The sequence below is a fragment of the Pleionea litopenaei genome, assembly GCF_031198435.1.
Lineage (GTDB): Bacteria > Pseudomonadota > Gammaproteobacteria > Enterobacterales > Kangiellaceae > Pleionea > Pleionea litopenaei.
In genome coordinates, this window is sequence record NZ_CP133548.1 from 1,185,755 (window position 1) to 1,207,694 (window position 21,940).

20 protein-coding genes are annotated in these 21,940 nt (G+C 43.1%); 8 read left to right on the forward strand and 12 right to left on the reverse strand.

Features of this window, described 5'->3' with window-relative positions; all coding sequences use genetic code 11:
- Positions 1-19: 19 nt before the first annotated feature.
- The 3 genes from ung to Q9312_RS05250 all read left to right on the forward strand — a co-directional run bounded on the left by ung (position 20) and on the right by Q9312_RS05250 (position 3,671).
- Positions 20-682: a uracil-DNA glycosylase gene (gene ung, locus Q9312_RS05240; protein ID WP_309203534.1), complete on the forward strand. Its 663-nt coding sequence runs from the start codon at positions 20-22 to the stop codon at positions 680-682.
- A gap of 87 nt (positions 683-769) precedes the next feature.
- Positions 770-1,741 carry a hypothetical protein gene (locus Q9312_RS05245; RefSeq protein ID WP_309203535.1) on the forward strand — a complete coding sequence of 324 codons (972 nt, stop codon included), beginning with the start codon at positions 770-772 and terminating at the stop codon, positions 1,739-1,741.
- The gene (locus Q9312_RS05250) at positions 1,734-3,671 is read left to right on the forward strand and encodes a response regulator (RefSeq protein ID WP_309203536.1); all 1,938 of its coding nucleotides are present in this window, start codon (positions 1,734-1,736) and stop codon (positions 3,669-3,671) included. Before Q9312_RS05245 ends, Q9312_RS05250 begins: the two co-directional genes overlap by 8 nt.
- Before the next feature lie 88 nt (positions 3,672-3,759).
- On the opposite strand, the gene Q9312_RS05255 is transcribed toward Q9312_RS05250, so the two are convergent.
- Positions 3,760-5,115: a formimidoylglutamate deiminase gene (locus tag Q9312_RS05255; RefSeq protein WP_309203537.1), complete on the reverse strand. Its 1,356-nt coding sequence runs from the start codon at positions 5,113-5,115 to the stop codon at positions 3,760-3,762.
- 73 nt (positions 5,116-5,188) lie between these two features.
- Here Q9312_RS05255 and hutI point away from each other — a divergent pair, with 73 nt between their 5' ends.
- Together hutI and nth are read left to right on the forward strand one after the other, a co-directional pair.
- A complete protein-coding gene (hutI, locus tag Q9312_RS05260; protein ID WP_309203538.1) occupies positions 5,189-6,457 on the forward strand; it encodes an imidazolonepropionase in 1,269 nt (422 codons plus the stop codon).
- A 19-nt stretch (positions 6,458-6,476) separates the two neighbouring features.
- A complete protein-coding gene (nth, locus tag Q9312_RS05265; RefSeq protein WP_309203539.1) occupies positions 6,477-7,109 on the forward strand; it encodes an endonuclease III in 633 nt (210 codons plus the stop codon).
- A gap of 1 nt (position 7,110) precedes the next feature.
- On the opposite strand, the gene Q9312_RS05270 is transcribed toward nth, so the two are convergent.
- Complete coding sequence (locus Q9312_RS05270) at positions 7,111-7,986, reverse strand: flagellar protein MotY (RefSeq protein WP_309203540.1); 876 nt, start codon at positions 7,984-7,986, stop codon at positions 7,111-7,113.
- A gap of 174 nt (positions 7,987-8,160) precedes the next feature.
- On the opposite strand from Q9312_RS05270, the gene rnt reads away from it, so the two are divergent.
- Positions 8,161-8,811: a ribonuclease T gene (gene rnt / locus Q9312_RS05275; RefSeq protein ID WP_309203541.1), complete on the forward strand. Its 651-nt coding sequence runs from the start codon at positions 8,161-8,163 to the stop codon at positions 8,809-8,811.
- Positions 8,812-8,853: 42 nt separating this feature from the next.
- On the opposite strand, the gene Q9312_RS05280 is transcribed toward rnt, so the two are convergent.
- Positions 8,854-9,459, reverse strand: a complete 606-nt coding sequence (locus Q9312_RS05280) for a peroxiredoxin (protein WP_309203542.1) — start codon at positions 9,457-9,459, stop codon at positions 8,854-8,856.
- Between the two features lie 188 nt (positions 9,460-9,647).
- Between Q9312_RS05280 and Q9312_RS05285 the strand changes: the two genes are divergently transcribed.
- Positions 9,648-9,842, forward strand: coding sequence for a (2Fe-2S)-binding protein (locus Q9312_RS05285; protein ID WP_309203543.1), 195 nt, complete (start codon positions 9,648-9,650; stop codon positions 9,840-9,842).
- 120 nt (positions 9,843-9,962) lie between these two features.
- On the opposite strand, the gene grxD is transcribed toward Q9312_RS05285, so the two are convergent.
- Positions 9,963-10,280 (reverse strand): Grx4 family monothiol glutaredoxin, encoded by a 318-nt coding sequence (gene grxD / locus Q9312_RS05290; protein ID WP_309203544.1) that lies wholly within the window; start codon positions 10,278-10,280, stop codon positions 9,963-9,965.
- Positions 10,281-10,532: 252 nt separating this feature from the next.
- Between grxD and Q9312_RS05295 the strand changes: the two genes are divergently transcribed.
- Complete coding sequence (locus Q9312_RS05295; RefSeq protein WP_309203545.1) at positions 10,533-11,117, forward strand: superoxide dismutase; 585 nt, start codon at positions 10,533-10,535, stop codon at positions 11,115-11,117.
- Between the two features lie 37 nt (positions 11,118-11,154).
- Here Q9312_RS05295 and Q9312_RS05300 read toward each other — a convergent pair whose 3' ends face one another.
- From Q9312_RS05300 to ilvD, 8 genes are all read right to left on the reverse strand, one after another.
- Positions 11,155-11,508 (reverse strand): DUF4124 domain-containing protein, encoded by a 354-nt coding sequence (locus Q9312_RS05300; RefSeq protein ID WP_309203546.1) that lies wholly within the window; start codon positions 11,506-11,508, stop codon positions 11,155-11,157.
- A 437-nt stretch (positions 11,509-11,945) separates the two neighbouring features.
- Entirely contained in the window at positions 11,946-13,853 is a 1,908-nt protein-coding gene (locus tag Q9312_RS05305) for a M1 family metallopeptidase (RefSeq protein ID WP_309203547.1), read from the reverse strand.
- Positions 13,854-13,899: 46 nt separating this feature from the next.
- On the reverse strand, positions 13,900-15,264 hold the full coding sequence (ppnN, locus tag Q9312_RS05310) for a nucleotide 5'-monophosphate nucleosidase PpnN (protein ID WP_309203548.1): 1,365 nt from the start codon (positions 15,262-15,264) through the stop codon (positions 13,900-13,902).
- Between the two features lie 255 nt (positions 15,265-15,519).
- Positions 15,520-16,491 (reverse strand): GGDEF domain-containing protein, encoded by a 972-nt coding sequence (locus Q9312_RS05315; RefSeq protein ID WP_309203549.1) that lies wholly within the window; start codon positions 16,489-16,491, stop codon positions 15,520-15,522.
- Positions 16,488-17,495 (reverse strand): response regulator, encoded by a 1,008-nt coding sequence (locus tag Q9312_RS05320; protein WP_309203550.1) that lies wholly within the window; start codon positions 17,493-17,495, stop codon positions 16,488-16,490. Before Q9312_RS05320 ends, Q9312_RS05315 begins: the two co-directional genes overlap by 4 nt.
- 92 nt (positions 17,496-17,587) lie before the next feature.
- A complete protein-coding gene (locus Q9312_RS05325) occupies positions 17,588-18,778 on the reverse strand; it encodes a cyclic di-GMP phosphodiesterase (protein ID WP_309203551.1) in 1,191 nt (396 codons plus the stop codon).
- A gap of 222 nt (positions 18,779-19,000) precedes the next feature.
- Complete coding sequence (locus Q9312_RS05330; RefSeq protein WP_309203552.1) at positions 19,001-19,741, reverse strand: DUF481 domain-containing protein; 741 nt, start codon at positions 19,739-19,741, stop codon at positions 19,001-19,003.
- A gap of 370 nt (positions 19,742-20,111) precedes the next feature.
- Positions 20,112-21,935: a dihydroxy-acid dehydratase gene (gene ilvD / locus Q9312_RS05335; RefSeq protein ID WP_309203553.1), complete on the reverse strand. Its 1,824-nt coding sequence runs from the start codon at positions 21,933-21,935 to the stop codon at positions 20,112-20,114.
- Positions 21,936-21,940 lie beyond the last annotated feature (5 nt).

Genomic DNA, 21,940 nt, shown 5'->3' on the forward strand with positions numbered 1-21,940 from the left:
GTTAGAAAACTTGGTGTAAATGATGATTGGATCATGGAGCGATTTGCTCGCAGAAGAAAAATCAAAACCTTATTTTATTGAATTAATGGCTTTCGTTGATGCTGAGCGCAGTGCGGGTAAAGTCATTTACCCTCCTGCCGCCGACGTATTCAACGCGATTCGTCTTACGGAGTTGTCTAAAACGCGCGTCGTTATACTTGGTCAAGATCCCTATCATGGCCCCAATCAGGCACACGGCTTAGCATTCAGTGTTCAAGACAAGGTCCCGCACCCGCCTAGTCTCCGCAATATATTTAAAGAGTTGCAAAACGACCTAGCAATTGCCCCTCCCAACAGTGGAAATTTAAGTCAATGGGCGAAACAGGGCGTCTTATTACTCAACACAGTGCTCACGGTCGAACAAGGCTTAGCTCATTCACACAAAGATCGCGGTTGGGAGACATTCACCGATACCGTCATTCAAAAGCTAAGTGACTATGCAGATCATGTTGTTTTTTTACTGTGGGGCTCACATGCGCAGAAAAAATCAGTGTTAATCGATGCATCCAAGCACACTCTTTTAAAAGCCCCTCACCCGTCTCCACTGTCGGCTCATCGAGGGTTCTTTGGTAGCGGTCATTTTAGCGCGACCAATGAAGCATTGCTCAAACACCATCAGACACCGATTGATTGGACGCTATGATAAAGCGTGTCAGCATTCGGTCAAACATGTGATACACTTCTTACTATTAACAATAATGAGTCTTGGAAGGCCATTTCATAATAGTCGATGGGTACCATTTTAGACCTCTGGAAGGTCATAATATTAGTCGTAATGTGTGTTGCAATATCACCGACAGTGATATCCGCGCAGCCGTCGACATCAAACCGCAATCAGTCGGTCATCATCTTATCTGATGATGACCGAGCGGTGAGCAAAACGCTCGCCAAACATTTAGCAACAAACTTGCAGCTGCTGAGTAATCAATTTTCAATTTCTATTATCAATGAAAAACAATTGCCGATCACCGACAATCATAGTCTTGTGGTGACTATTGGAATAGTTCCTCTAAAAAAGGTCATCGCTTCTGGATATAAAGGTAAGATTCTTGCGACGTTGATTGCGCCACTTGATTATGAAAACTTAACGAGAGATATTCCTCCAACACAAAGCTCAGCCATTTACCATCAAGCCCCTATTTTGCGTCAAATGCTGTTGTTCAAAGAGCTCTACCCGAAAGGTCGGCGACTTGGCATTCTACTGACGCCGGATGAGCAAGATAAAATAAAACTACTGAGTGAGTTAGCATTTAAGCTAAACCTGATCTTAGAATATGAAGTTGTCGCGGAAGAAGAATCCTTATCAAAGAGTTTACTCAAACTCATTAATCGAACAGACGCAGTGATCGCAACCAATAATGCTAAAATTTACAATCGAAATACCATTAAATCGATTCTTCTAACACTGTACCGTCATAATAAGTTTTTACTTGGCGCTGATAAGAATTTCATCAAGCCTGGCAGTGTTGCAACAACTTATACGTCGATGCAACAGCTGCTTGACGAACTCGTTGACTCGATCAACTTCTATTTTGTTCACGGCAACAAACTGCCTGAAACACATTTTAGTAAGCGCTTTGGCGTCAGTTTTAATGTCGATGTTGCTCGCTCTCTAAATTTAGATGTGAAAGCAGAAAGTCATTACACGGATATTATTCAAGCCACAGAAATTAACTTTGGCGAGGCGGCGATCTATGAATAAATGGTCGATTTTCACACGTACCATGGTGCTAGGTCTTGGTCCTGCTGTCTTTATGTTTTTGGCATTAACGGGCTTTTTTATACACGAGAAGTTCGACACTCTTCAGTCTCAGTTAAACCGAAAAGGTGAGTTGTTAGTTCAGCAATTAGGTCCGGCCAGTGAATATGCGGTATTCATAAAGAACCCTACCTTACTCGAAGAAATAGTTACGCCGATCTTAGAAGAGTCCGATGTGGTCTTTGTTGAGTTCTACGACAAAGATAATGAGCTATTATTGTCGCGCAAGAATTTGAGTTTACTCGACGAGCAAGAGAACTTAGACATTTCTACGTTCAGCTCACAAATAGAGCTTCAAGATGTCCCGTTGGAGTCATCAGAGTTCAGTTTGTCACTGACAAATGTTGAAGAGCAACAAAAAGACAAAGTGATAGGTAGAATTCATCTCGGCTTAACCAGTAAACAGCTTGAGAGTGACCAGTTAGAAGCCATTCTTGGAGGGGTTTTTCTAGGATTGCTCAGTCTTGCTTTTGCAACGTTACTCGCGCTTTTTATTTCTCGCTCGATACTCAAGCCAGTAAAGTCACTTTCAGAGACGGTAAAGCTATTCAAATCTGGCATTTTGTCAGCCCGTGTCACTGAATACTCGGGCGGAGAGCTCGGTGTGTTGGAGTCTAACATCAATGACATGGCTAAAACGCTAGAACAAGCCAAAAGAAGAGAACTAGAGCATGCAATGGCATTAGAACAAGCGCGAACTGACGCTGTCGAAGCAAGCAAAGCTAAAAGTCAATTTCTGGCGCAAATGAGCTATGAAATGCGCGAGCCTATGAATGCTGCAATGGGAAGTCTTCAATTGCTTGAGTCAGGCGTAAAATCAACCAAGCACCGTCGCTATGTTGAGAACAGTCTCGTTGCCTCGACGCGATTAATTGAATTGGTTGATAATATTCTCGACTACGCTCGTTTAGAAAATGACGATCTTGAGCTGGCCCCACACTATTTTGATCCCGCGAGAATGCTGCATCGTTGCGCAGCTCCCTTTATCGCACTGGCAACAGAAAAAAATATTGATACACATGTACACGCTCAGCCTATTTTCAATGAAGTACTCTTATTTGCCGATGAATATCAATTTCAAAAAATAATCACTCATCTGCTAACCGACTCTTTTAAACATACTGAAAATGGCACCGTTGAAGTAAAAATGTCGGGCAAACGAACAGAGTCTGGCGATAAAATATTTTTAATTCTAGAAATTATTGACAGTGGTAGCGGTTATTCGGCACAACAACTTGGTAAGCTTTTTCACTCTTTCGGCGTTGCGCATGACATCAACCAACCTTTCAAAGCCAATGCAGGGCTCGGTCTGGCCATTGCAAAACGGTTAACCGATCAAATGAAAGGTACCATTGAGGTATCGAGCGCACCCAACCAAGGAACAAAATTCAAGCTAGAGTTTGTATTTCGAATTAAAAATCAAGAATCGAATGCGGCTGTCAGCGAACCTATCACATCGAGTGCACCGTCAATTTCAGGACGAGTGTTGGTCATCGAAAATAATCCAATTGATCAACTGGTCACCAAAGATATGCTCAACAGTATTGGTGCAACCGTAGACACAGCTATTAACGGCAAGGTGGCCCTTGAGAAAATTAGGCAATATGAGTATCAGTTAATCATTGCTGATGCCAATATCAATGATATGGCAATCTTAGAATTAATTCAGCGGATACGAGCATTTGAGCGCGCCAAGAATCGTCATATCCCGGTTTTAATTTTTACTGCCGATGTACAAATTACGCATTGGCATGAGTTCCTCAAAGCAGGCGCCGATGACTTTATTGTTAAACCCATCGATATGAATACCCTTTGGGACAAAGCATCCAAGCTAATCAATCAAAGCGCTTCGAGCGATAAAAAATCCAAATAGCAAAACAAGGGTTGAAAAGCAGCAAACTGCTTTTCAAACTTTGCCATTGATACTCAACCGCTTATCCAATACGTTAGCCAGATCTCAACTATTGTTCCAATAAACGCTTTAATACTTGTCGGTATTTTTGAGCAGAGTCTTGTTGATTTAACAATTCGCCTTGTTGCACTCGCCATTGCCCCGCCACCATAACATCACGAACCGGGTTGTCGTTACACGCAAAAATAGCACTGTCTAATAGAAAATCGTCGTCTCGTCCCGTTAACTCAGGCAGTTCGGTGTTTAAAGTAATGAAATCGGCTCGCTGTCCAATCGCAAGTTTGCCTGTCTGCTGATGGACCACTTGGCTTCCATTATTAGCAGCCGTTTCCCACAAGTATCGACCTACATGCGGTAGCGCTGATTGAGCCAATAAATTTCGTTGACGATGTAAAAATCGTTGCGAATATTCAAGCGTTCGCAGCTCACGCCATGGCGAAATACAAATATGACTATCGGACCCGATCCCCCAGCGGCCTGAGTGGGACAAGTAATCAATCGCAGGAAAAATACCGTCACCAAGATTGGCTTCGGTTTCAGGGCAAAGCCCAGCGACTACGCCTGACTTTGCGAGATCTCGGGTTTCACTCGCCGTTAAATGAGTCGCGTGAACAAAACACCATTGTTCACCAATATCACCTTGCTGCAATAAAAACTCTACCGGGCGCTTTCCGTAGTAGCTAACACATTCATTCACTTCTTTTTCTTGCTCTGCGATATGAATGTGAAAAGGTCCACTCTTCCACCAGTCAAGCAACTCATGCAGTTGTTGTTTAGAAACCGCTCGTAAAGAGTGAGGCGCTACTCCAAATTCGACTTGGCTATCATTCTGATAGTCCTTCTGCAAAACCTCTAACAAGCGCTGAAACGATTCTACTGTGTTAAAAAACGGCTTTTGCCCTGACTCATGAGGTTTTTCTCCAAAGCCGCTGTAATGATAAAAAACCGGACAATGACGAAGTAATATGCCCGATGCTTTTGCGCCTTGAATAATGGCATGTGAGCAGGCCGCTGGATCATCGTAGGGTACGCCATTCGCTTGATTGTGCAAATAATGAAACTCAGCGCATGAAGTATATCCATGCCGAAGCATTTCACCATATAAGTACTCTGAAATGACCTTAAGGTCGTCGGGAGTTACCTTTTGTAACAAACGATACATAGCATCTCGCCAACTCCAAAATGAATCTTGTTGGCTGGCTTTAAACTCAGTTAATCCGACGAATGCTTTTTGAAAACTATGCGAATGAAGGTTAACCATTCCTGGTACAATCGGCTGCTCAACAACCATCGCACCGGCTACTTTCTCATTGGAAATATCAGCAATGACTCCGTTCTCGATATCAAGAGTGACATCACTTGTCCATCCAGTTGTTAGAAGTATCTTTTTGGCGTAAATCTTCATCGGGTCTTTCCGTCATTCTTAGTTCGCGCTAACATAATAGGCCTGTCTTTAATACGCAAGTACAAATCAACTTATGTCGACAAACTCTCAATCTATAGAAGCCATATTGCAAGCAGATAGTATTTGGTTCAACGCCAATATTATAACCTTTGCGAATGACCGCCCTTACGGTACGCTAGAAAATGCATATCTTGCGGTAAAACAAAACGCTATCGTTGCGATTGGCAAACTTGATTCCGAGACGTTAAGTTGCATCGAGCAGTCAAACGCGCAATGCACAGATTTACAGCAGCGTTGGATATCTCCTGGCTTAATCGACTGCCATACTCACATTGTTTACGGAGGCAATCGAAGTGCAGAGTTTGAGCAACGACTCCAAGGCGTAAGTTATGAAGAAATTGCTAAACGCGGTGGTGGTATTTTATCCACTGTTAATGCTACACGGGCAGCGACTCATGAGGAGCTGTTAGAGTCTGCGATGAAACGCGCGCAAGATTTACTCGATCAAGGCGTGACGACCTTTGAAGTAAAGTCTGGATATGGACTCGATGCAGCAACAGAAATTAAAATGCTTGAGGTGGTTAAACAACTGCAACACGCATTGCCCGCGACAATCGTTCCTACCTTTCTAGGTGCCCATGCCGTTCCTCCAGAATACAAAGGAAAAGCAGACGAATACATTGATTATTTATGCGATGTATTGCTGCCAGATATCAAAAAGCGAGAACTCGCTGACACCGTTGATGCGTTTTGTGAAACCATTGGCTTTTCTTACGAGCAAGTTGAAAAGCTTTTTAAGAGCGCCCAGCAGCTTGGAATGAAAGTGAAACTTCATGCAGAGCAGTTGTCCGATCAACAAGGTACTCAACTAGCAACTCGTTACTCAGCCTTGTCTGTTGATCACCTAGAGTATTTAAGTAACGAAGGCATTAATGCTCTATCGAACAGCGAAACGGTAGCGGTGTTGTTACCCGCCGCTTTCTATTTTTTAAGAGAAACCAAGCTTCCACCGATTCAAGCATTGCGAGAACAACAGGTTCCCATTGCTCTGGCGACCGACTGCAATCCGGGCAGCTCTCCTTGCACCTCTATCCTGCTTATTTTAAATATGGCTTGTACCCTGTTTCAAATGACTCCCGAGGAAGCGCTTCGAGGAGTCACAATCAATGCCGCGAAAGCATTAGGATTACTCGATCAGGTAGGTACAATAGAAGTGGGTAAACACGCCGACTTTGCTGTCTGGGATATCCAACAGCCTGCTGATTTATCCTACGCTATTGGTGCAAATCCTTGCGTCGGCGTTGTTCACCAAGGCAAACTCGTTCTCGATAAATTATTTTAAACGACAGTAGAACCATGCAATGAATAAAGAAAAACGAACCCTTATTTTTCAACGGTTTTCGCAAGAAAACCCTAGCCCTAAAACAGAGCTAGAATACTCAAATCCGTTTGAATTGCTGATCGCTGTCATACTGTCTGCACAAGCGACCGATGTTAGCGTCAACAAAGCCACTCGAAAACTTTATCCAGTTGCAAATACACCTGAGGCCATTTACGCACTTGGTGTAGAAGGTTTAAAGCCCTACATTAAGACCATTGGCCTGTTTAACTCTAAAGCAGAAAATGTCATTAAAACCTGTAAAGCACTAGTTGAGCAGCATAACTCGACCATCCCTGAAACTCGCGAAGCCCTTGAAGCACTGCCTGGTGTTGGCCGCAAAACGGCAAATGTTGTATTAAATACAGCGTTTGGCCAACCTACCATGGCGGTTGATACTCATATTTTTCGAGTCTCAAATCGAACTAAAATTGCGCCAGGAAAGACGGTATTAGAAGTCGAGAAAAAGCTGCTTAAATTTGTACCCAAAGAATTTCTAATTGACGCCCACCACTGGCTAATTCTACACGGTCGTTATACCTGCCTAGCACGCAAACCACGCTGTGGTTCTTGCATCATAGAAGATCTCTGTGAGTACAAAGATAAAGTTGAGTAGTTTACCGGATACGTCTATCGAGCGTGACAAACACGCGACGATTCATCGCCCGTCCCTCTGCCGTATGATTACTTTCAAGGGGTCGTCGCTCTCCGTGCGATACCGCCATAATTTTCTGGCTACTAACACCTTTTTCTAATAGGTACTGCTTCACGACATTGGCGCGTCTTTGCCCGAGCTTTTTATTGTATCGACGAAACGCAATACTATCGGTATGCCCTTCTACCAACACAACTTGAATGTCTGGATCGTACTTTATAAACTCAGATAGCACGTCAAGTTTCGCTTTATCTGATGGTGACAACTGCGAACGATCGAAGTCAAAATGCACCATGGTGTATTGAATCTCGCGAAAATCGTAAGGCAAAAGCTGTTCGACACAATCGAGAAAATTTTCGTACACCATTTTAAAGTTGACTGCCGATAACGCTATTGAGACACGATCAGAACGGTCGTCAAAGGCGCGATACGAGAAGGCAGGATTCATACCTTGTTCTAGGTTCACGAGCAGTTTCCAAGCGTCTTCATCCACAACGTTCAGCGTTTTTTCACCGGGAATCGCCGACACATCATTAAGAGCCCGAGCTCTAACACCCGGCTGCCACTGAGGAGCCAGCGCTTGCACATCAATTAGAGAATCTGTTTTCAAGCGACTGCGCTTACTGTCTAACACAAACGACATGTTAGGCGTTCGGCTAGCGCGAGAGAAAAACACTGCCTCTCCATAGGTGGGTATATTGTGTTGTAGACGACATTGCACAGGATTGCCTTCGAACGTCCATTTCGATTCATCGATCTCTGCCTGATACACTCGAAATCCGGCATTGACCGCTTGCGTAACAATTAAAAGAAATCCAATCGCAATTTTTCTACCCATTTTTGTCAGTCTTTCAGACGCCCCCGGCATAGTCATTCAATTAATACTCTTATCTGTAGTAGATATCGGCGTTAAACACGCCGACTTAAACTTTATTCCAAGAAAATTAACTCAATACTGGAGGTTGCTACGCCGATCGGTAACAATAGCGCCTTCGAAGTGAAAGGTGTGGCAATGCTAGAAAAAAGATTCAGAGGGTTCTTTCCCGTCGTTGTGGATGTAGAAACTGGTGGCTTTAATCATCAGACCGACGCATTACTTGAAGTCGCAGCGATAACACTTAAGTTTGATGAAGACGATAATTTGGTTATCGACCAGAAATTTCACGAACACGTTGAGCCTTTTGAAGACGCCAATTTGGAACCTGCAGCTCTAGAAGTGACAGGCATCGACCCTTTTAACCCTCTTCGCGGAGCGATTGAAGAATCGAAAGTCATTAAGGAGTTATTCAAGTTTGTCCGGCACCAACAAAAATCGGCGCATTGTCAGCGCTCGATTCTCGTGGGCCATAATCCGACCTTTGATCTGGGCTTCATCAAAGCGGCAACCGAGAGAAATAATATAAAGCGCAACCCCTTTCATCCATTTTCAACTTTCGACACAGCTACCCTAGCAGCGCTTTGCTTGGGACAAACAGTGCTTGCCAAAGCTTGCCAAACAGCAGAAATTGAGTTCGATAATCAACAAGCACACTCAGCGCTTTACGATACTGAAAAAACAGCACAATTGTTTTGCCAAATGGTCAATCGATTCAAAACACTGGGTGGCTGGCCTTTGGCGTCAAAAGAAGAGCCAAAAGAGCTGTCTAAAGACAATCAGGCATAAAAAAAGCGCCTAAAAAGGCGCTTTTTAAAAGTAACTGGCAGATTACAGCTTGTCTGACTCAGTCGAGAGGTAAGCCGCAACACCGTCTGGAGTCGCAGTCATGCCTTTGTCGCCATCTTTCCAACCTGCAGGACATACTTCGCCGTGTTTCTCAGTAAATTGAAGCGCATCTACCATACGTAGCATTTCATCAATGTTACGGCCCAACGGTAAATCGTTAACCACTTGATGACGTACTTGGCCCGCTTGGTCGATTAAGAAAGACGCTCGGAAAGCCACACCAGCTTCTGGGTGCTCAACATCGTATGCTTGGCAGATGTTATGTTTAACATCAGCAACTAAGGTGTAACCAACCTCTCCAATTCCGCCTTTCTCAACAGGCGTGTTTCGCCATGCATTATGGCTAAACTGAGAGTCGATTGAAACGCCAATCACTTCAACGCCACGTTTTTTGAACTCTTCTAAACGATGATCAAAAGCGATCAACTCCGAAGGACAGACAAAGGTAAAATCTAAGGGGTAGAAAAATACCACGGCATATTTGCCTTTAGTCGCTTCTTTGAAGTTGTAGTTATCTACGATTTCTCCGTTACCCAATACGGCAGCCGCATTGAAATCCGGCGCTTCTCTTCCAACTAAAACACCCATGTTGTTCTCCAATTGTTAGGTTAATTTGCGCAAGCATTATAAACAACTGTGAACTGACTGGGGAAAGCATTTTAAAAGTAATCGCTTTTATCGATTGAAAAATATCTCAACGAACGAATAACAATTATATTGACAATCATTCTCATTTAGATTAGCTTAGCCACAGTTAAGTTAATGAGACCACTCTAATGTACGTTTGTGTTTGTCGCGGTATCACCGACTCAGATGTAAAACAAGCCATTCAAGAAGGCAAAGCTCGCTGTATGCGTAGCCTCAAGGTAGAGCTCGGCATTGCCGGAGACTGCGGGCGATGTGGACAAACTGCACGCCAACTACTCGAGCAATGGGTCGCGCCGAAAGTGGCTTTCACTAACGTCGCCTAAATTAAACACTACCGTTCGAGTTATTTTTTAAGCCACTGGCTGAACTATTCGAAAATAAAATGCATAAAAAAAGCCGCAATCGCGGCTTTTTTTATCTGCTTCATTCAATCTTGGAATGAATTAGGCGCCTCGAGCTTCTTTTATAACGCTCTGTAGCTCACCTTTCTGAAACATTTCTAAAATAATATCACAACCACCGATGAGCTCCCCTTTCACCCAAAGTTGTGGAAACGTTGGCCAGTTTGCATAGTTAGGAAGTTCCGAACGAATATCCGGATTCTCTAAGATATCGACATAAGCAAACTCTTCTCCACACTGCATCAGTGCTTGCACCGCTTGCGCTGAGAAACCACACATTGGTAGCTTAGGCGAGCCTTTCATATAAATTAAAATATCATTCTCAGCGATTTGTTGTTTGATACGATCAAGAGTTTCCATTTGAACCTCGATAAAATTAATAATGAATTGAATGCGCCGATCTTAATCAACCTCGTGTTCTTTCGCCAGTGTTTATCCAAGAAAATTACCGCTAAAGCGCTATTAACCCTTTATTTTCTAGGGGTTTTTTAATCCATTTTTCCGATTAATGCCAAAAAGGCCTAACATTGTGAGGGCAATATGACTACAATAACCGCTCTGAGAAATACCACTCAATTAACTTAACGACTACGGATTGAAGGAGCTTTGACTATGGCTTTTGAATTACCACCTCTTCCCTATGCAAAAGATGCATTAGCGCCAACCATTTCAGAAGAAACTCTAGAGTTTCACTACGGCAAGCATCACAATACTTACGTGGTAAACCTAAATAACTTGGTTGAAGGGACTGAATTTGCAAACGCTTCTTTAGAAGACATCATCAAAAAGTCGTCTGGAGGCATTTTCAACAATGCAGCGCAGGTTTGGAACCATACCTTCTACTGGAACAGTATGAGTCCAAACGGCGGCGGTGCTCCAGAGGGCGCTCTAGCCGATGCTATCAATTCAGCATTTGGAAGTTTCGAAGACTTCAAATCTAAATTTTCTCAATCTGCAGCAACTAACTTTGGTTCAGGTTGGACTTGGTTGGTTAAAAAAGCCGATGGCAGTTTAGACATTATGAACACTTCTAACGCTGGCTGCCCATTGACAGAAGAAGGTATTACGCCTTTGTTAACGGTTGATGTTTGGGAGCACGCTTACTACATCGATTACCGTAACGCTCGTCCAAAATATCTAGAAGCGTTCTGGAATCTTGTAAACTGGGATTTCGCTGCATCTAACTTCAGCGCTTAATCGTCAAAGGTGTGGCTGTACCAGCCACACCTTTCTCTTAACACTCCGTCAATTTCTTCCAACGTAAATCACGCAACTTCTTCCGTGTTTTGCTTTCTCCTAGCACTCGTTCAAGATCCCTGTTTAATTTTTTAATCTTTTTGGACAAATTTGAACATCGTTGTCTTGATCGCTTTAATTTTCCAGCACCTCGAGTTGCTGACACTTTTGGTAGCTTTGTTAACTGCTTTTGCTTTTTAAACTCAACAACAGGCACTTCGACTCTAGCTTCAGCTTTTACAGCCTGATGATTTGGCGGTGTTGCAGAGAAATGCCACACGCCCTTTTCGTCCTTCCAGCGATAGAGACTGTTAGACTCTTGCGCCGATAGCAGAGCCTTGTTTATCGACATCAAAAGTACCAACCAAAGGAATGGCCGTTGCCAAACGCACTTTTGAGTTTTTGTATCTTTTCGGAGAAAACGGAACCGCTTAGTTATCGCGAGACTTTCGGTAAATTTGCTCTTCCTGAACATCAATCACTTTCCTTTCAATAAGCACCCATCAACTGTGGCAGCTTTTGAGAGCTAAAAGAACTTACCATCAAAGCTATTACTGGTAAGCAATGACTGTATTTTTAGTTCAGTGATTCAATATCTAAATTTTGAGATGAAAATGGGATTAACAAGTTATCCACAGGATAGCCACAAACCTATACCTTGCTGAACGACGACAATTTGGTTAATTTGTGTGCATTCATTCTTCAGGGGCAGCAGGGAAAGCCCGCCCCGAAGCACAATAAAATGAAAAGTCCGTACCTCTCCTCACTTCATGAGCGCATTGCGCTCATTTATTTTTGTTTGAATATCGGGTCGATTGATGACTGAGCCATCGGGTGATAGGTCGCCCGCGCTTCAGCATAAATTCCTTTCGCCCATTCATACTCTCTCGTCGATGATTCCGCCAATAATTGATACAAAGGAACGATAAACTTTTTTCTTCCAACTGATTGAAGAAATGTTTTTACCGCAGGTTCAACGGCAACATAATCTTGCGAAATAGCGTATCGAAACCAAGCAAATTGAATTTCAGCATTGGTTGATTGAGTGAACCCAAGTTGTCGATCGAGTTCACGCATTTGTGTCATGGTTAAGTTAGCCGGCAAAATCTCGATGAAGTACAACCACTCATGGACCGTCCAGTTGACTTGTTTTAGTGCCGCGGTTGCTAGGTTTCTATTCAACCACGCTTGTTGATACTGTTGTACCTTTACAAAAGCATCACTTTGAGGATTAGGTGACGACTCGGGAAGACCTGGCTGATCGATCCATTGATTCACCGTTTCTAACGAGACAATTCCCGGGTATTTGTTTAATAACTGCGAGTTTAATTCTTTCACAAACTGATCCGTCGAAATCGACTGAAAAGCATATTTATCAAAGTAATAGCGAATAAAGGGATCAAATTTGTCACGACCAAATGCTTGCTCTAAATACAACAAAAACATATGACCTTTTACGTAAGGAACATCAGAAAATGCATCGTCAGGATCACGCCCTTTCAACTCAATACGTAACCGAGTATCGGCTGCTGGCAATGCTTTTAAATCCCGCTTTAAACCCGCTACACTCAACCACTGCTCCATTACCGCTCGTTGCTCACCAAAAACCTCTTCCATAATTCGGTTTTCAACATAACTAGTAAACCCTTCATTAAGCCAAAGATCGTTCCAAGTCGCATTGGTCACTAAGTTTCCTGACCACGAATGCGCTAACTCATGTGCAATTAAATTGACTAAGCTTTTATCACCGGCAATAACCGTTGGAGTGATAAAAGATAATCTTGGGTTCTCCATACCACCAAAAGGAAAAGCCGGCGGTAAAATCAATAAGTCATACTGCTGCCATCGATACGGTCCGTAAAGTTTTTCGGTAGCATCAATCATTGCCTGTGTATCATCAAACTCCGCAACAGCGCTTGCTAATACACTTGGCTCGGCCCAGATCCCCGTCTGTCGTGACATTGCTTGGTATTCTAATTCTCCGACCGCAATTGCAATTAAATAAGCAGGAATCGGCTGCGGCATTGAGAACTCAAAAGCGGTTCCTACTTTTCCATTCGATGTAGCACTCATTACTGCCGTTAGAGGACTTGGAGTGGTTATCTTTGCTGAATAAGTAACTCGAACAGCTGGCGTGTCTTGAATTGGGATCCAACTACGGGCATGAATCGCTTGCGATTGGCTGTACATAAAGGGATGTTGTTTCCCTGCGGTTTGTTCCTTGTCGAGCCACTGCAAGCCCGATGCTTTTGGTGATGTAGCGTATTCAACCATAACTTTGTCTGCAGCCACCGGAAGCTCGATGACTAATGCCGCTCCTTTCACTGGATCGGCATCTTGAAGAGAAAATTGGCCAGGAAGCCAAGCATTTTTATGCCAATAACGTACATCCGATATTGTCAAATCTCGTGTATCGAGCTTGATGGTTGTAGTTGATTCTCTCAACCACACTAGTTGTAACTCAGCAGTACCCGATAACTTTTTTGACTTGAAGTCTGTTGTAAGCGTTAAATCAACATGCTTAACACGTACGTCATTCACGTTGGCATAGGTCATTTCATCCGCGACAGAGATTGGTGCGACTTTATTTTCTGGTGCAGAGTCGTGTTTAACCTGAACTTGTTTTTCAATTGGAGTACATGCAATCACACTGAATACTGCAAACTGAAATATAATTGTTTTCACAATGCCTTTCATAAATTACCTTTTATATTTTCTTTATAAAATTACCATACCTAGCGTCTTAAACTAACTGGTAGCACGGATGATATTCTTCATCGCCTATTTTCATTCTTTTTTGTTCGACAAATGAACGAAGAACGCGATCAAGTTCCGCCATAATTTCTTGATCACCTTTTAGCTTAAACGGTCCAAATTGAGAAATAGCCGCAATGCCTTCGGCTTTAACATTTCCCGCAACAATTCCAGAGAAAGCTCGACGAATATTGGCTGCTAATTCATGTAAAGGTTGTTGCTGCGACAAATTTAAACTCGCCATATCGTCATGTGTGGCGCTAAACGGCTGTTGAAAAGATTCAGGGATATGTAGCTGCCAATTAAAGAAGAACGCATCGTTGTTTTGCTTTCTGTACTCGCGAACGGGTTTAACGTCTTGAGAGATCACTTGAGCGACTTTTTCAGGGTCGTTGATAATGATTTGAATTTTTTGTGCCGCGGTCTCACCCAGCGTTTTTAAAACGAATTCACGAATGGATAAGAAATAGTCTTGGCTTTTCTCTGGGCCAGTTAAAATGACTGGGAATGGCATGTCGATATTTTTTGGATGTAACAATAGTCCAAGAAGGTAAAACAACTCCTCTGCTGTACCCACTCCGCCAGGAAAAACGACAATCGCATGCCCAAGTCGAGCAAAGGCTTCGAGCCGCTTTTCAATGTCAGGCATGATAACCAGCTTGTTTACAATCGGGTTGGGCGCTTCAGCGGCGATAATTCCTGGCTCACTAATTCCGATGAAACGAGAATCTAAAATTCGCTGTTTTGCGTGCGCAACAGCCGCACCTTTCATTGGCCCTTTCATTGCACCAGGACCGCATCCGGTACAAATATCAAAATTGCGTAAGCCTAATTGATAGCCAACTTCTTTAGTATAGTCATACTCTTCACGACTGATCGCATGGCCGCCCCAACATACCACTAAATTGAGTGTATTGACGGGGTTGAGTACCCCCGCATTACGTAAAATATGAAAATTCGCACTGGTGATATCTTCACTACTTGATAAATCGAAACGGCCACTGTGTAAAACCTGCTGATGGGAATAGATGAGATCTCTCAACGTTGAAAACAAATGCTCTTGAATCCCGCGGATCATTTCTCCATCGACGAATGCACTCGCAGGTGCGTTAATAACCTTAAGTTTAACACCACGGTCATTTTGCAATATCTCAACTTCAAAGTCTTTATGCGCGTTTAAAATTTCTTGGCTATTATCACTATCGCTTCCAGTATTCAAAACTGCCAAAGCACACAATCTAAATATGTCTTTTAATGGTTTATGCGCTGGATCAGTTAATAGACTAACTTCATACTTTGATAAGACGTCTAAACTTCCAGCAGGATGCACACTCGCAGTAACTTTTTGTGACATAGATTTTTCCAATTAACAGTGATTGGTAGAATTAATACGTACCCTATGTGCGCAAACGATGTGACTGATTTTCGAACACTTGTCGGGCACTTCTTGCGCCTTAATATGCCTTAACTAAAGGCTATTTAGAAATCGGTTCAATCATAGCGAATCATAGCTACCTATGTCACTGCTAAGTAAACAATTTACTAGGATTAGCTAGAGGAGTGAGACTCACTTCCGGAAATTACAGATTTGCGCTTGCGGGGATTCGATTTAGCTATACTGCTTAATGTTGGTTTGATTGCGGCCACCCTCTTTACTTTGATATAACGCTTGATCGGCCATTTCAATCCACTTTTCGTGACTTGGCATTTTTTCACTAAACTCACAAATTCCAATACTAACGGTAAAAGGAATGGGTTTACCTTCATAACTTACTTTAAGCGCTTCGATTCTTTTACGCAATCGTTCGGCAAAAATTAACGCATTGTCAGCTGGTGTGTTCGGTAAAAATACCACAAACTCTTCCCCGCCATATCGCCCGGGAATATCCGACTTTCTAACCATGTCTTTGAGTGTCTTAGCTGTTTGTCGAATTACTTCATCGCCGGCTTGATGGCCAAAGGTATCATTAACCGATTTAAAGTGATCAATATCAAAAATCAATGCGCTCGACACATGTTTATAACGCATACAACGGTCAAACTCTCCTTGAAAGCTTTCTTCCCAAAAGCCGCGATTATAGAGCTGAGTCAAGCGATCAGTTCGACTCAGGCTTTCCAGTTCTGAGTTCAACCGAGTCAGCTCTTTTTTACTGGTGGCTACGTCGGTCACGTCATAAATTAGCAAACACACATGATTAACATCTCCGTCTGATGACATGAGTGGAATCATGGTCGCATTTTGATACATAGTGTCTTCGGTACCAGTGATCGGTCGATAGTTTTTAAAACGGAATAAATACGGCCGCTGTTCCCAAGTGCTAAAGGCCCGGCTTTTCAATAAAAACACCGAGTCAATCTTATGTTTAAACCAAGCTTCAGGCACTTCAGGAAAAACATCAAAGATGCTCATGCCTTTTACTTGCAAGTCTGACTTGCCAGAGTGGTCGTGCATAAAGCGATTCCACATCTGTATGCAGTAAGCCGAGTCTAGTACGACTAATCCTACGTCGACATTGGTCAGCATATCCATCATCCAATGCAAACCGTCTATCTCGTTCTTATCTAATTCGCTTCTGCTCATGATGAGTAATAAGACACCCTATGGTTAAGTTCTTCGATTGAATCTTCACAAAAAAGAATCAACAGCTCACAATTTACACTATAACCTTCAATCGTATACAGAATTTCAATCGCCAAAGTTTCTTTCCAACTTACATTTTCTGGCTTTATCAGCTCTGCAATATTGCAGTGTTGACCTAAAACAATGGGATGCCCCTGACTAAATTGCATGTCGAGTTGATCGGCAAATGCTTTCAAAAACGCTCCAATCAGAATACTGGCAATGTCCATTAATAGCTCTAACTCGACGTTCTCATCCATATTCCCTTCAAAGCGCATTAGCTTGGCAATGTCTTTGAAACTGGAGTCATTAAATATCAACAAAGCCTCGCCCGCGACGCCATTACCAATAAAGCCCTGGCAAACGGAAGACACTGTGCCATGACGCTCAATGGCCTGCAGCGTCATCTGCAAGTCTCCTACCTCAATGGTATTAACGTTCGGAATGGGTAGAACAACAAAGGCATCCAATAGCTTTGCAAGCAGCTCTGCGGCTTGCCCCATCGCAACGTTTGCTATCTCTTGGTAACTATCTCGAAGTGGAATGGGTGTATGGACAATCGCATCAATAATATCGGCATTGGAACTCGAAGATTGAACGCCGAGCAGATCATGCTCATCAAGTATCATTGCGATCTGATCTGCGTCGGCTGGCTTTTTAATGAAGGCCAACGCCCCTAACGACAGAACGCGTTCTCGAGCTTCCGCCTGGATATCTCCAGAAACGACGATAACCATCGATTGTAATTGCTCATTAAAAATGTGCTCAAGTACTTGATAGCCATCCATCTCTGGCATGGTCAGATCAAGGAACAAAACCTCAGCACGGCCTGCACGAACCTGTTCTAAGCCTTCGACGCCATTCTCAGCAAAGGTCAGCTCGATATCCCAGTTTTCGGGCAAGCTACGAGCGATTTGCTTCCGAGCTAAGGTCGAGTCATCGCAAACAGTCACAGATATGGTCATAAATGAGCACTTTCAATATTCTTTTCAAAGAGTTACTACTACTGTAGGTGGATAATGAAGATAAATCAAAAGCATTATTCTTCAAGGACTATTTAACTAAATAAAAACTCTTTAAAGTACTTAGGTACGTCGATATCGAGCGACTCTCCACGCATACTTTTCTCAATTTCATCGTCCTCATAAGCGCGTGATAGGTCGACTTCTTTGGCTTCAATATAATGCTTGTGGCGGAGGTTATAAAATACCCGTACAAGTGGCCTTAACGGGTTTTGCTTATTTCGTCGCAGCACAATCCCTAAACGCCCAGACTTCAATGCAACGACTGTCCCTACCGGATACACACCAATGCATTTAATAAATTTTCCCACCAACCCGGCATCGAAATGTGATCCTGAATCGTTCAGTAGTATCTTGAAGGCCCTTCCAGAGACCTCGCCATCTTTGTAGCATCGAGTGGACGTAATCGCATCGTAACAATCGGCAATTGCTGCCATTTTCCCATAAAGCGAAATACTGTCTTTGTCTAACCCTCTTGGGTAGCCATTTCCATTGAGTTTTTCATGATGCTGTAGCATGACCTGTCTTGCAATGTCAGGAAGCCCTTGTAAGCCCTCGACCGCCGCTTCTCCATACTCCACATGTCGCTGCATGACTTGGTATTCCTCAGGCGTTAACCGCCCCGGCTTTTTAAGAATCTCATCGGCAATTTTCACCTTACCAATATCATGTAAAAAACCACCTAAAATCAGCGACTTGACGTCCTTTTCTGGCATTTTCAAATAGCCTGCGAACGCGCCTAACAACAAAGCGACATTGATTGAGTGTTCGAGTAAATAATCATCTTTATTCTTCATCATCGAAACACACAATAAAGCATCTGGGTCATCAAATAAACTGTCGACAAATTCGTCAGAAAGTTCAACGAATCCTTCTAAATTCAATGACTTACCTTCATATATATTATCCATTGCCTGGGCTTGCAGCTCTTTAGCCCGAAGGTACATCGCTTGCGCGTCGTTTAATTTATCACTGAACGAGCGCGTCTTTTTGACTCTCGGACTAGCAGCCGGATGAGTGGTCGGCTGTTGATTGTCACCAATTGATTTTGCGGTGTCGATGATAAGGCTTGAGATACCCAGCTTACCCAACTTTTCGATGGTTTCTGTCGATTTAATAATGCCTTTTTGAATAACTTTTGTAGCAGAGCCACCGGCTTTAGACTCAGCGACTGCCTCAACATACATACCAACAGATAATTGCTCGATTGCGACTTTTTTGAACATATAGAATTAATTTAGACTCAGCTAGATTCAACGAATAAGTATAGCTGACTCTCAGGCGGCACGATAAATTTTCGAAAACAATCTCCGCTACTGATTGGCTTAGCGCTTTAAGTTTCAAGAAGCTGCAAATTAGAATAAAAAAAGCCGCATTTGCTAAGCAAACGCGGCCTTTTGTCTTACTAGCCTGTAACGGATGGCTGCTGATTCAGTCAGCCAATATGGCTATAGAAAGTTGTAAACTAGGTTGACGGTTGTCTTTGAATCGGTTTTTTCAAACCCTTCATCGACTTCGGTTGTGTGCTGAACTTCATAACCAACACTCAAAGCCATTGAAGAATTAATATTAACGGTTAAAGCCGTAATTGACTTATAAACGTCGAAGTCTTTACCAAACTCAGCAACAATTTCTTGTTGGAAATTAGCATTATCAGAAACCTTCTGCTTGAACGCTCCCGCCAATCGAGCCACTTCTTCTTCTTCGGCTAGAATCTCTTGCTTCTCTTGATAACGACGCAAACCGTAACCGATCTCGCCTTCTAACTCGGTTTCTTTATCTTTAATAAATGAACGTCCAAAACCCAGCGAGAAGTTACCAATGTAATCATAGCTGGTGAAGTTCTCATCCGCATAATCTAAAAGAACATAAGCGTACGACTTTTGTGAAAACTTGTAGTCAGTCTTTGAAAAGAAATAGGTTCTGTCTGCCGTCTTCTTCATGACATCGACACCATTCTCTTCGACTTCAGATTCCGCTTTATAAGTTTCAACTCGAAATTCTTGCTTCCACTTCTCTGCATCATAAACCAAATTGAACTTACCATTGCTAGAGCTGGTGTTAGTGTTACCGTTAGAGTTAACCACGCCCAGTTCAGCTTTACCTTTCCAAGGTGACTCAGTCGCGTCATCCGAGGCGGTTGCCTTTTGCGTTAACATCCCTAGGGCAAAAATAATCAAATGCTTCATTGAAAACCTCAACTTCTTATTTACTTGGCAGACTTTTTTTCGGCGCTAATTCTAACATTGAGCCATTGCTCTTAACATACTTTTTGTAAAACCTTTTACAACAATCACTAATTTTTTGTGTGTTTGTGAACAAATCATCAGAAGCAAAAATAGTACATTCATGAAAACGGCTCAGACAAATGCCTTCTAAAAAAGAAGATTGCTGTCCGTCATTAATTTGACGCTAGGACACTTAATATTCTGCACTCGATAATCTGCGCTCGGCTGAACCAAAATAGGTATCCACTAAGGCATCTTTGTAACTAAGACAGCTTTTTAACTTAGGTAACTTTCTAATTAAGGTAACTTTCTAATTAAGATAACCTCCTAACTAAGGCAGCTTTCTAACCGCTCCTTCGTCAGCACTACTCACAAATGCGGCATAATGACGTAACGCTTGCGAGACATTCCGCTGACGATTTAATGGTTGCCATGACTGATTCTGTTCGAGTTTTTGTCTACGTTGTTCAAGCTCAGCCTCAGAAACCGCTAACTGAATTTCTCGCTTAGGGATATCAATTCGAATCAGATCGCCATTTTCCACCAAAGCAATCGTGCCTTGCGCCGCTGCTTCTGGAGAAATATGACCAATGGATAATCCGGAAGTTCCACCTGAAAATCGACCGTCGGTAATCAGAGCGCAGTCTTTATCAAGTCCTTTCGACTTTAAATAGCTGGTTGGATACAACATTTCTTGCATACCGGGTCCACCCTTTGGTCCTTCATAGCGAATAATGACAGCGTCCCCGGCTTCAACTTGATCATTTAATATGGCTTCTACCGCGGCATCTTGTGATTCGAACACTTTTGCGGGTCCAGTAAAGGTAAGCAACTCAGTTGCTACCCCGGCGGTTTTCACAATACAACCACGAACAGCCAAATTACCTTTTAAAACGGCCAAACCGCCATCTTGACTGAATGCAAAGTCTGTCGAACGAATGCAACCATGCCGACGGTCGGAATCAACGCTTTCATAATAGTAATCTTGACTAAACGCTTTCTGAGTAGGAATTCCAGCAGGCCCTGCTCGGTAAAAGCTCGATGCCGTTTCACTGATCACAGAAAATTCGTTTAACTGTTCTTTTAAAGTAACACCTGAAACACAGGTTTGCTCACCATTAATTAATCCAGCATTAAACAGCTCTTGCATGATCGCCATTATGCCACCGGCGCGATGAACATCCTCCATATGATACTCTTTGGTACTCGGTGCCACCTTGCACAAATGCGGTGTCTCTCGAGACAAATGGTCGATATCAGCCATTGAAAAAGGTACTTCACCTTCATGGGCAGCGGCAAGTAAATGCAACACAGTGTTAGACGAGCCCCCCATGGCGATATCAACTCTCATTGCATTCACAAAACTGGTTCGGTTTGCGATCGAACGAGGCAACACACTATTATCATTGTGCTTATAATAACGTTCCGTTAAGGAGACAATCGTTTGTCCAGCCTTGCGAAACAATTGCTCTCGTAAGCGATGCGTCGCTAATAGCGTTCCATTTCCAGGAAGGGCTAACCCAAGCGCTTCTGTTAAGCAGTTCATTGAATTCGCCGTAAACATACCAGAACAAGAGCCACACGTTGGACAAGCACTGCGCTCAATTTTTGCGAGGTCACCGTCGGATACTCGATCATCGGCTGCGGCAACCATGGCGTCCACTAAATCGATTTTCACATCGAGCTGAGACAGTCGAGTTTTACCCGCCTCCATGGGTCCGCCAGAGACAAATATGGTTGGAATATTAAGGCGCATAGCGGCCATCAACATACCCGGCGTAATCTTGTCGCAGTTTGAAATGCAAACCATCGCATCAGCGCAATGAGCATTGACCATATACTCAACGGAATCAGCAATAATTTCTCGCGAAGGTAAACTGTACAGCATTCCATCGTGCCCCATGGCAATACCGTCATCAACCGCTATCGTATTAAACTCTTTCGCAATGCCACCTGCGAGTTCTATCTCAGAAGCAACGAGTTGCCCAAGATCTTTTAAGTGAACATGGCCGGGAACAAATTGCGTGAAGGAATTACAAACGGCAATGATTGGCTTTCCAAAGTCATCATCTTTAACGCCGGTCGCTCTCCACAGTGCGCGAGCTCCCGCCATATTTCGTCCATGAGTCGAACGTTTTGATCGATAATCTGGCATGAAGT

Bases quoted from the DNA above. Each gene is read 5' to 3' on its own strand.
- rnt (WP_309203541.1), top strand. From the start codon at position 8,161: ATGCTAGAAAAAAGATTCAGAGGGTTCTTTCCCGTCGTTGTGGATGTA.
- Q9312_RS05280 (WP_309203542.1), bottom strand. From the start codon at position 9,459: ATGGGTGTTTTAGTTGGAAGAGAAGCGCCGGATTTCAATGCGGCTGCC.
- Q9312_RS05245 (WP_309203535.1), top strand. From the start codon at position 770: ATGGGTACCATTTTAGACCTCTGGAAGGTCATAATATTAGTCGTAATG.
- Q9312_RS05305 (WP_309203547.1), bottom strand. From the start codon at position 13,853: ATGAAAGGCATTGTGAAAACAATTATATTTCAGTTTGCAGTATTCAGT.
- grxD (WP_309203544.1), bottom strand. From the start codon at position 10,280: ATGGAAACTCTTGATCGTATCAAACAACAAATCGCTGAGAATGATATT.
- Q9312_RS05295 (WP_309203545.1), top strand. From the start codon at position 10,533: ATGGCTTTTGAATTACCACCTCTTCCCTATGCAAAAGATGCATTAGCG.
- Q9312_RS05330 (WP_309203552.1), bottom strand. From the start codon at position 19,741: ATGAAGCATTTGATTATTTTTGCCCTAGGGATGTTAACGCAAAAGGCA.
- Q9312_RS05325 (WP_309203551.1), bottom strand. From the start codon at position 18,778: ATGTTCAAAAAAGTCGCAATCGAGCAATTATCTGTTGGTATGTATGTT.
- Q9312_RS05300 (WP_309203546.1), bottom strand. From the start codon at position 11,508: ATGTCGATAAACAAGGCTCTGCTATCGGCGCAAGAGTCTAACAGTCTC.
- Q9312_RS05250 (WP_309203536.1), top strand. From the start codon at position 1,734: ATGAATAAATGGTCGATTTTCACACGTACCATGGTGCTAGGTCTTGGT.
- ilvD (WP_309203553.1), bottom strand. From the start codon at position 21,935: ATGCCAGATTATCGATCAAAACGTTCGACTCATGGACGAAATATGGCG.
- Q9312_RS05285 (WP_309203543.1), top strand. From the start codon at position 9,648: ATGTACGTTTGTGTTTGTCGCGGTATCACCGACTCAGATGTAAAACAA.
- Q9312_RS05315 (WP_309203549.1), bottom strand. From the start codon at position 16,491: ATGAGCAGAAGCGAATTAGATAAGAACGAGATAGACGGTTTGCATTGG.
- Q9312_RS05255 (WP_309203537.1), bottom strand. From the start codon at position 5,115: ATGAAGATTTACGCCAAAAAGATACTTCTAACAACTGGATGGACAAGT.
- hutI (WP_309203538.1), top strand. From the start codon at position 5,189: ATGTCGACAAACTCTCAATCTATAGAAGCCATATTGCAAGCAGATAGT.
- Q9312_RS05270 (WP_309203540.1), bottom strand. From the start codon at position 7,986: ATGGGTAGAAAAATTGCGATTGGATTTCTTTTAATTGTTACGCAAGCG.
- nth (WP_309203539.1), top strand. From the start codon at position 6,477: ATGAATAAAGAAAAACGAACCCTTATTTTTCAACGGTTTTCGCAAGAA.
- ppnN (WP_309203548.1), bottom strand. From the start codon at position 15,264: ATGTCACAAAAAGTTACTGCGAGTGTGCATCCTGCTGGAAGTTTAGAC.
- ung (WP_309203534.1), top strand. From the start codon at position 20: ATGATGATTGGATCATGGAGCGATTTGCTCGCAGAAGAAAAATCAAAA.
- Q9312_RS05320 (WP_309203550.1), bottom strand. From the start codon at position 17,495: ATGACCATATCTGTGACTGTTTGCGATGACTCGACCTTAGCTCGGAAG.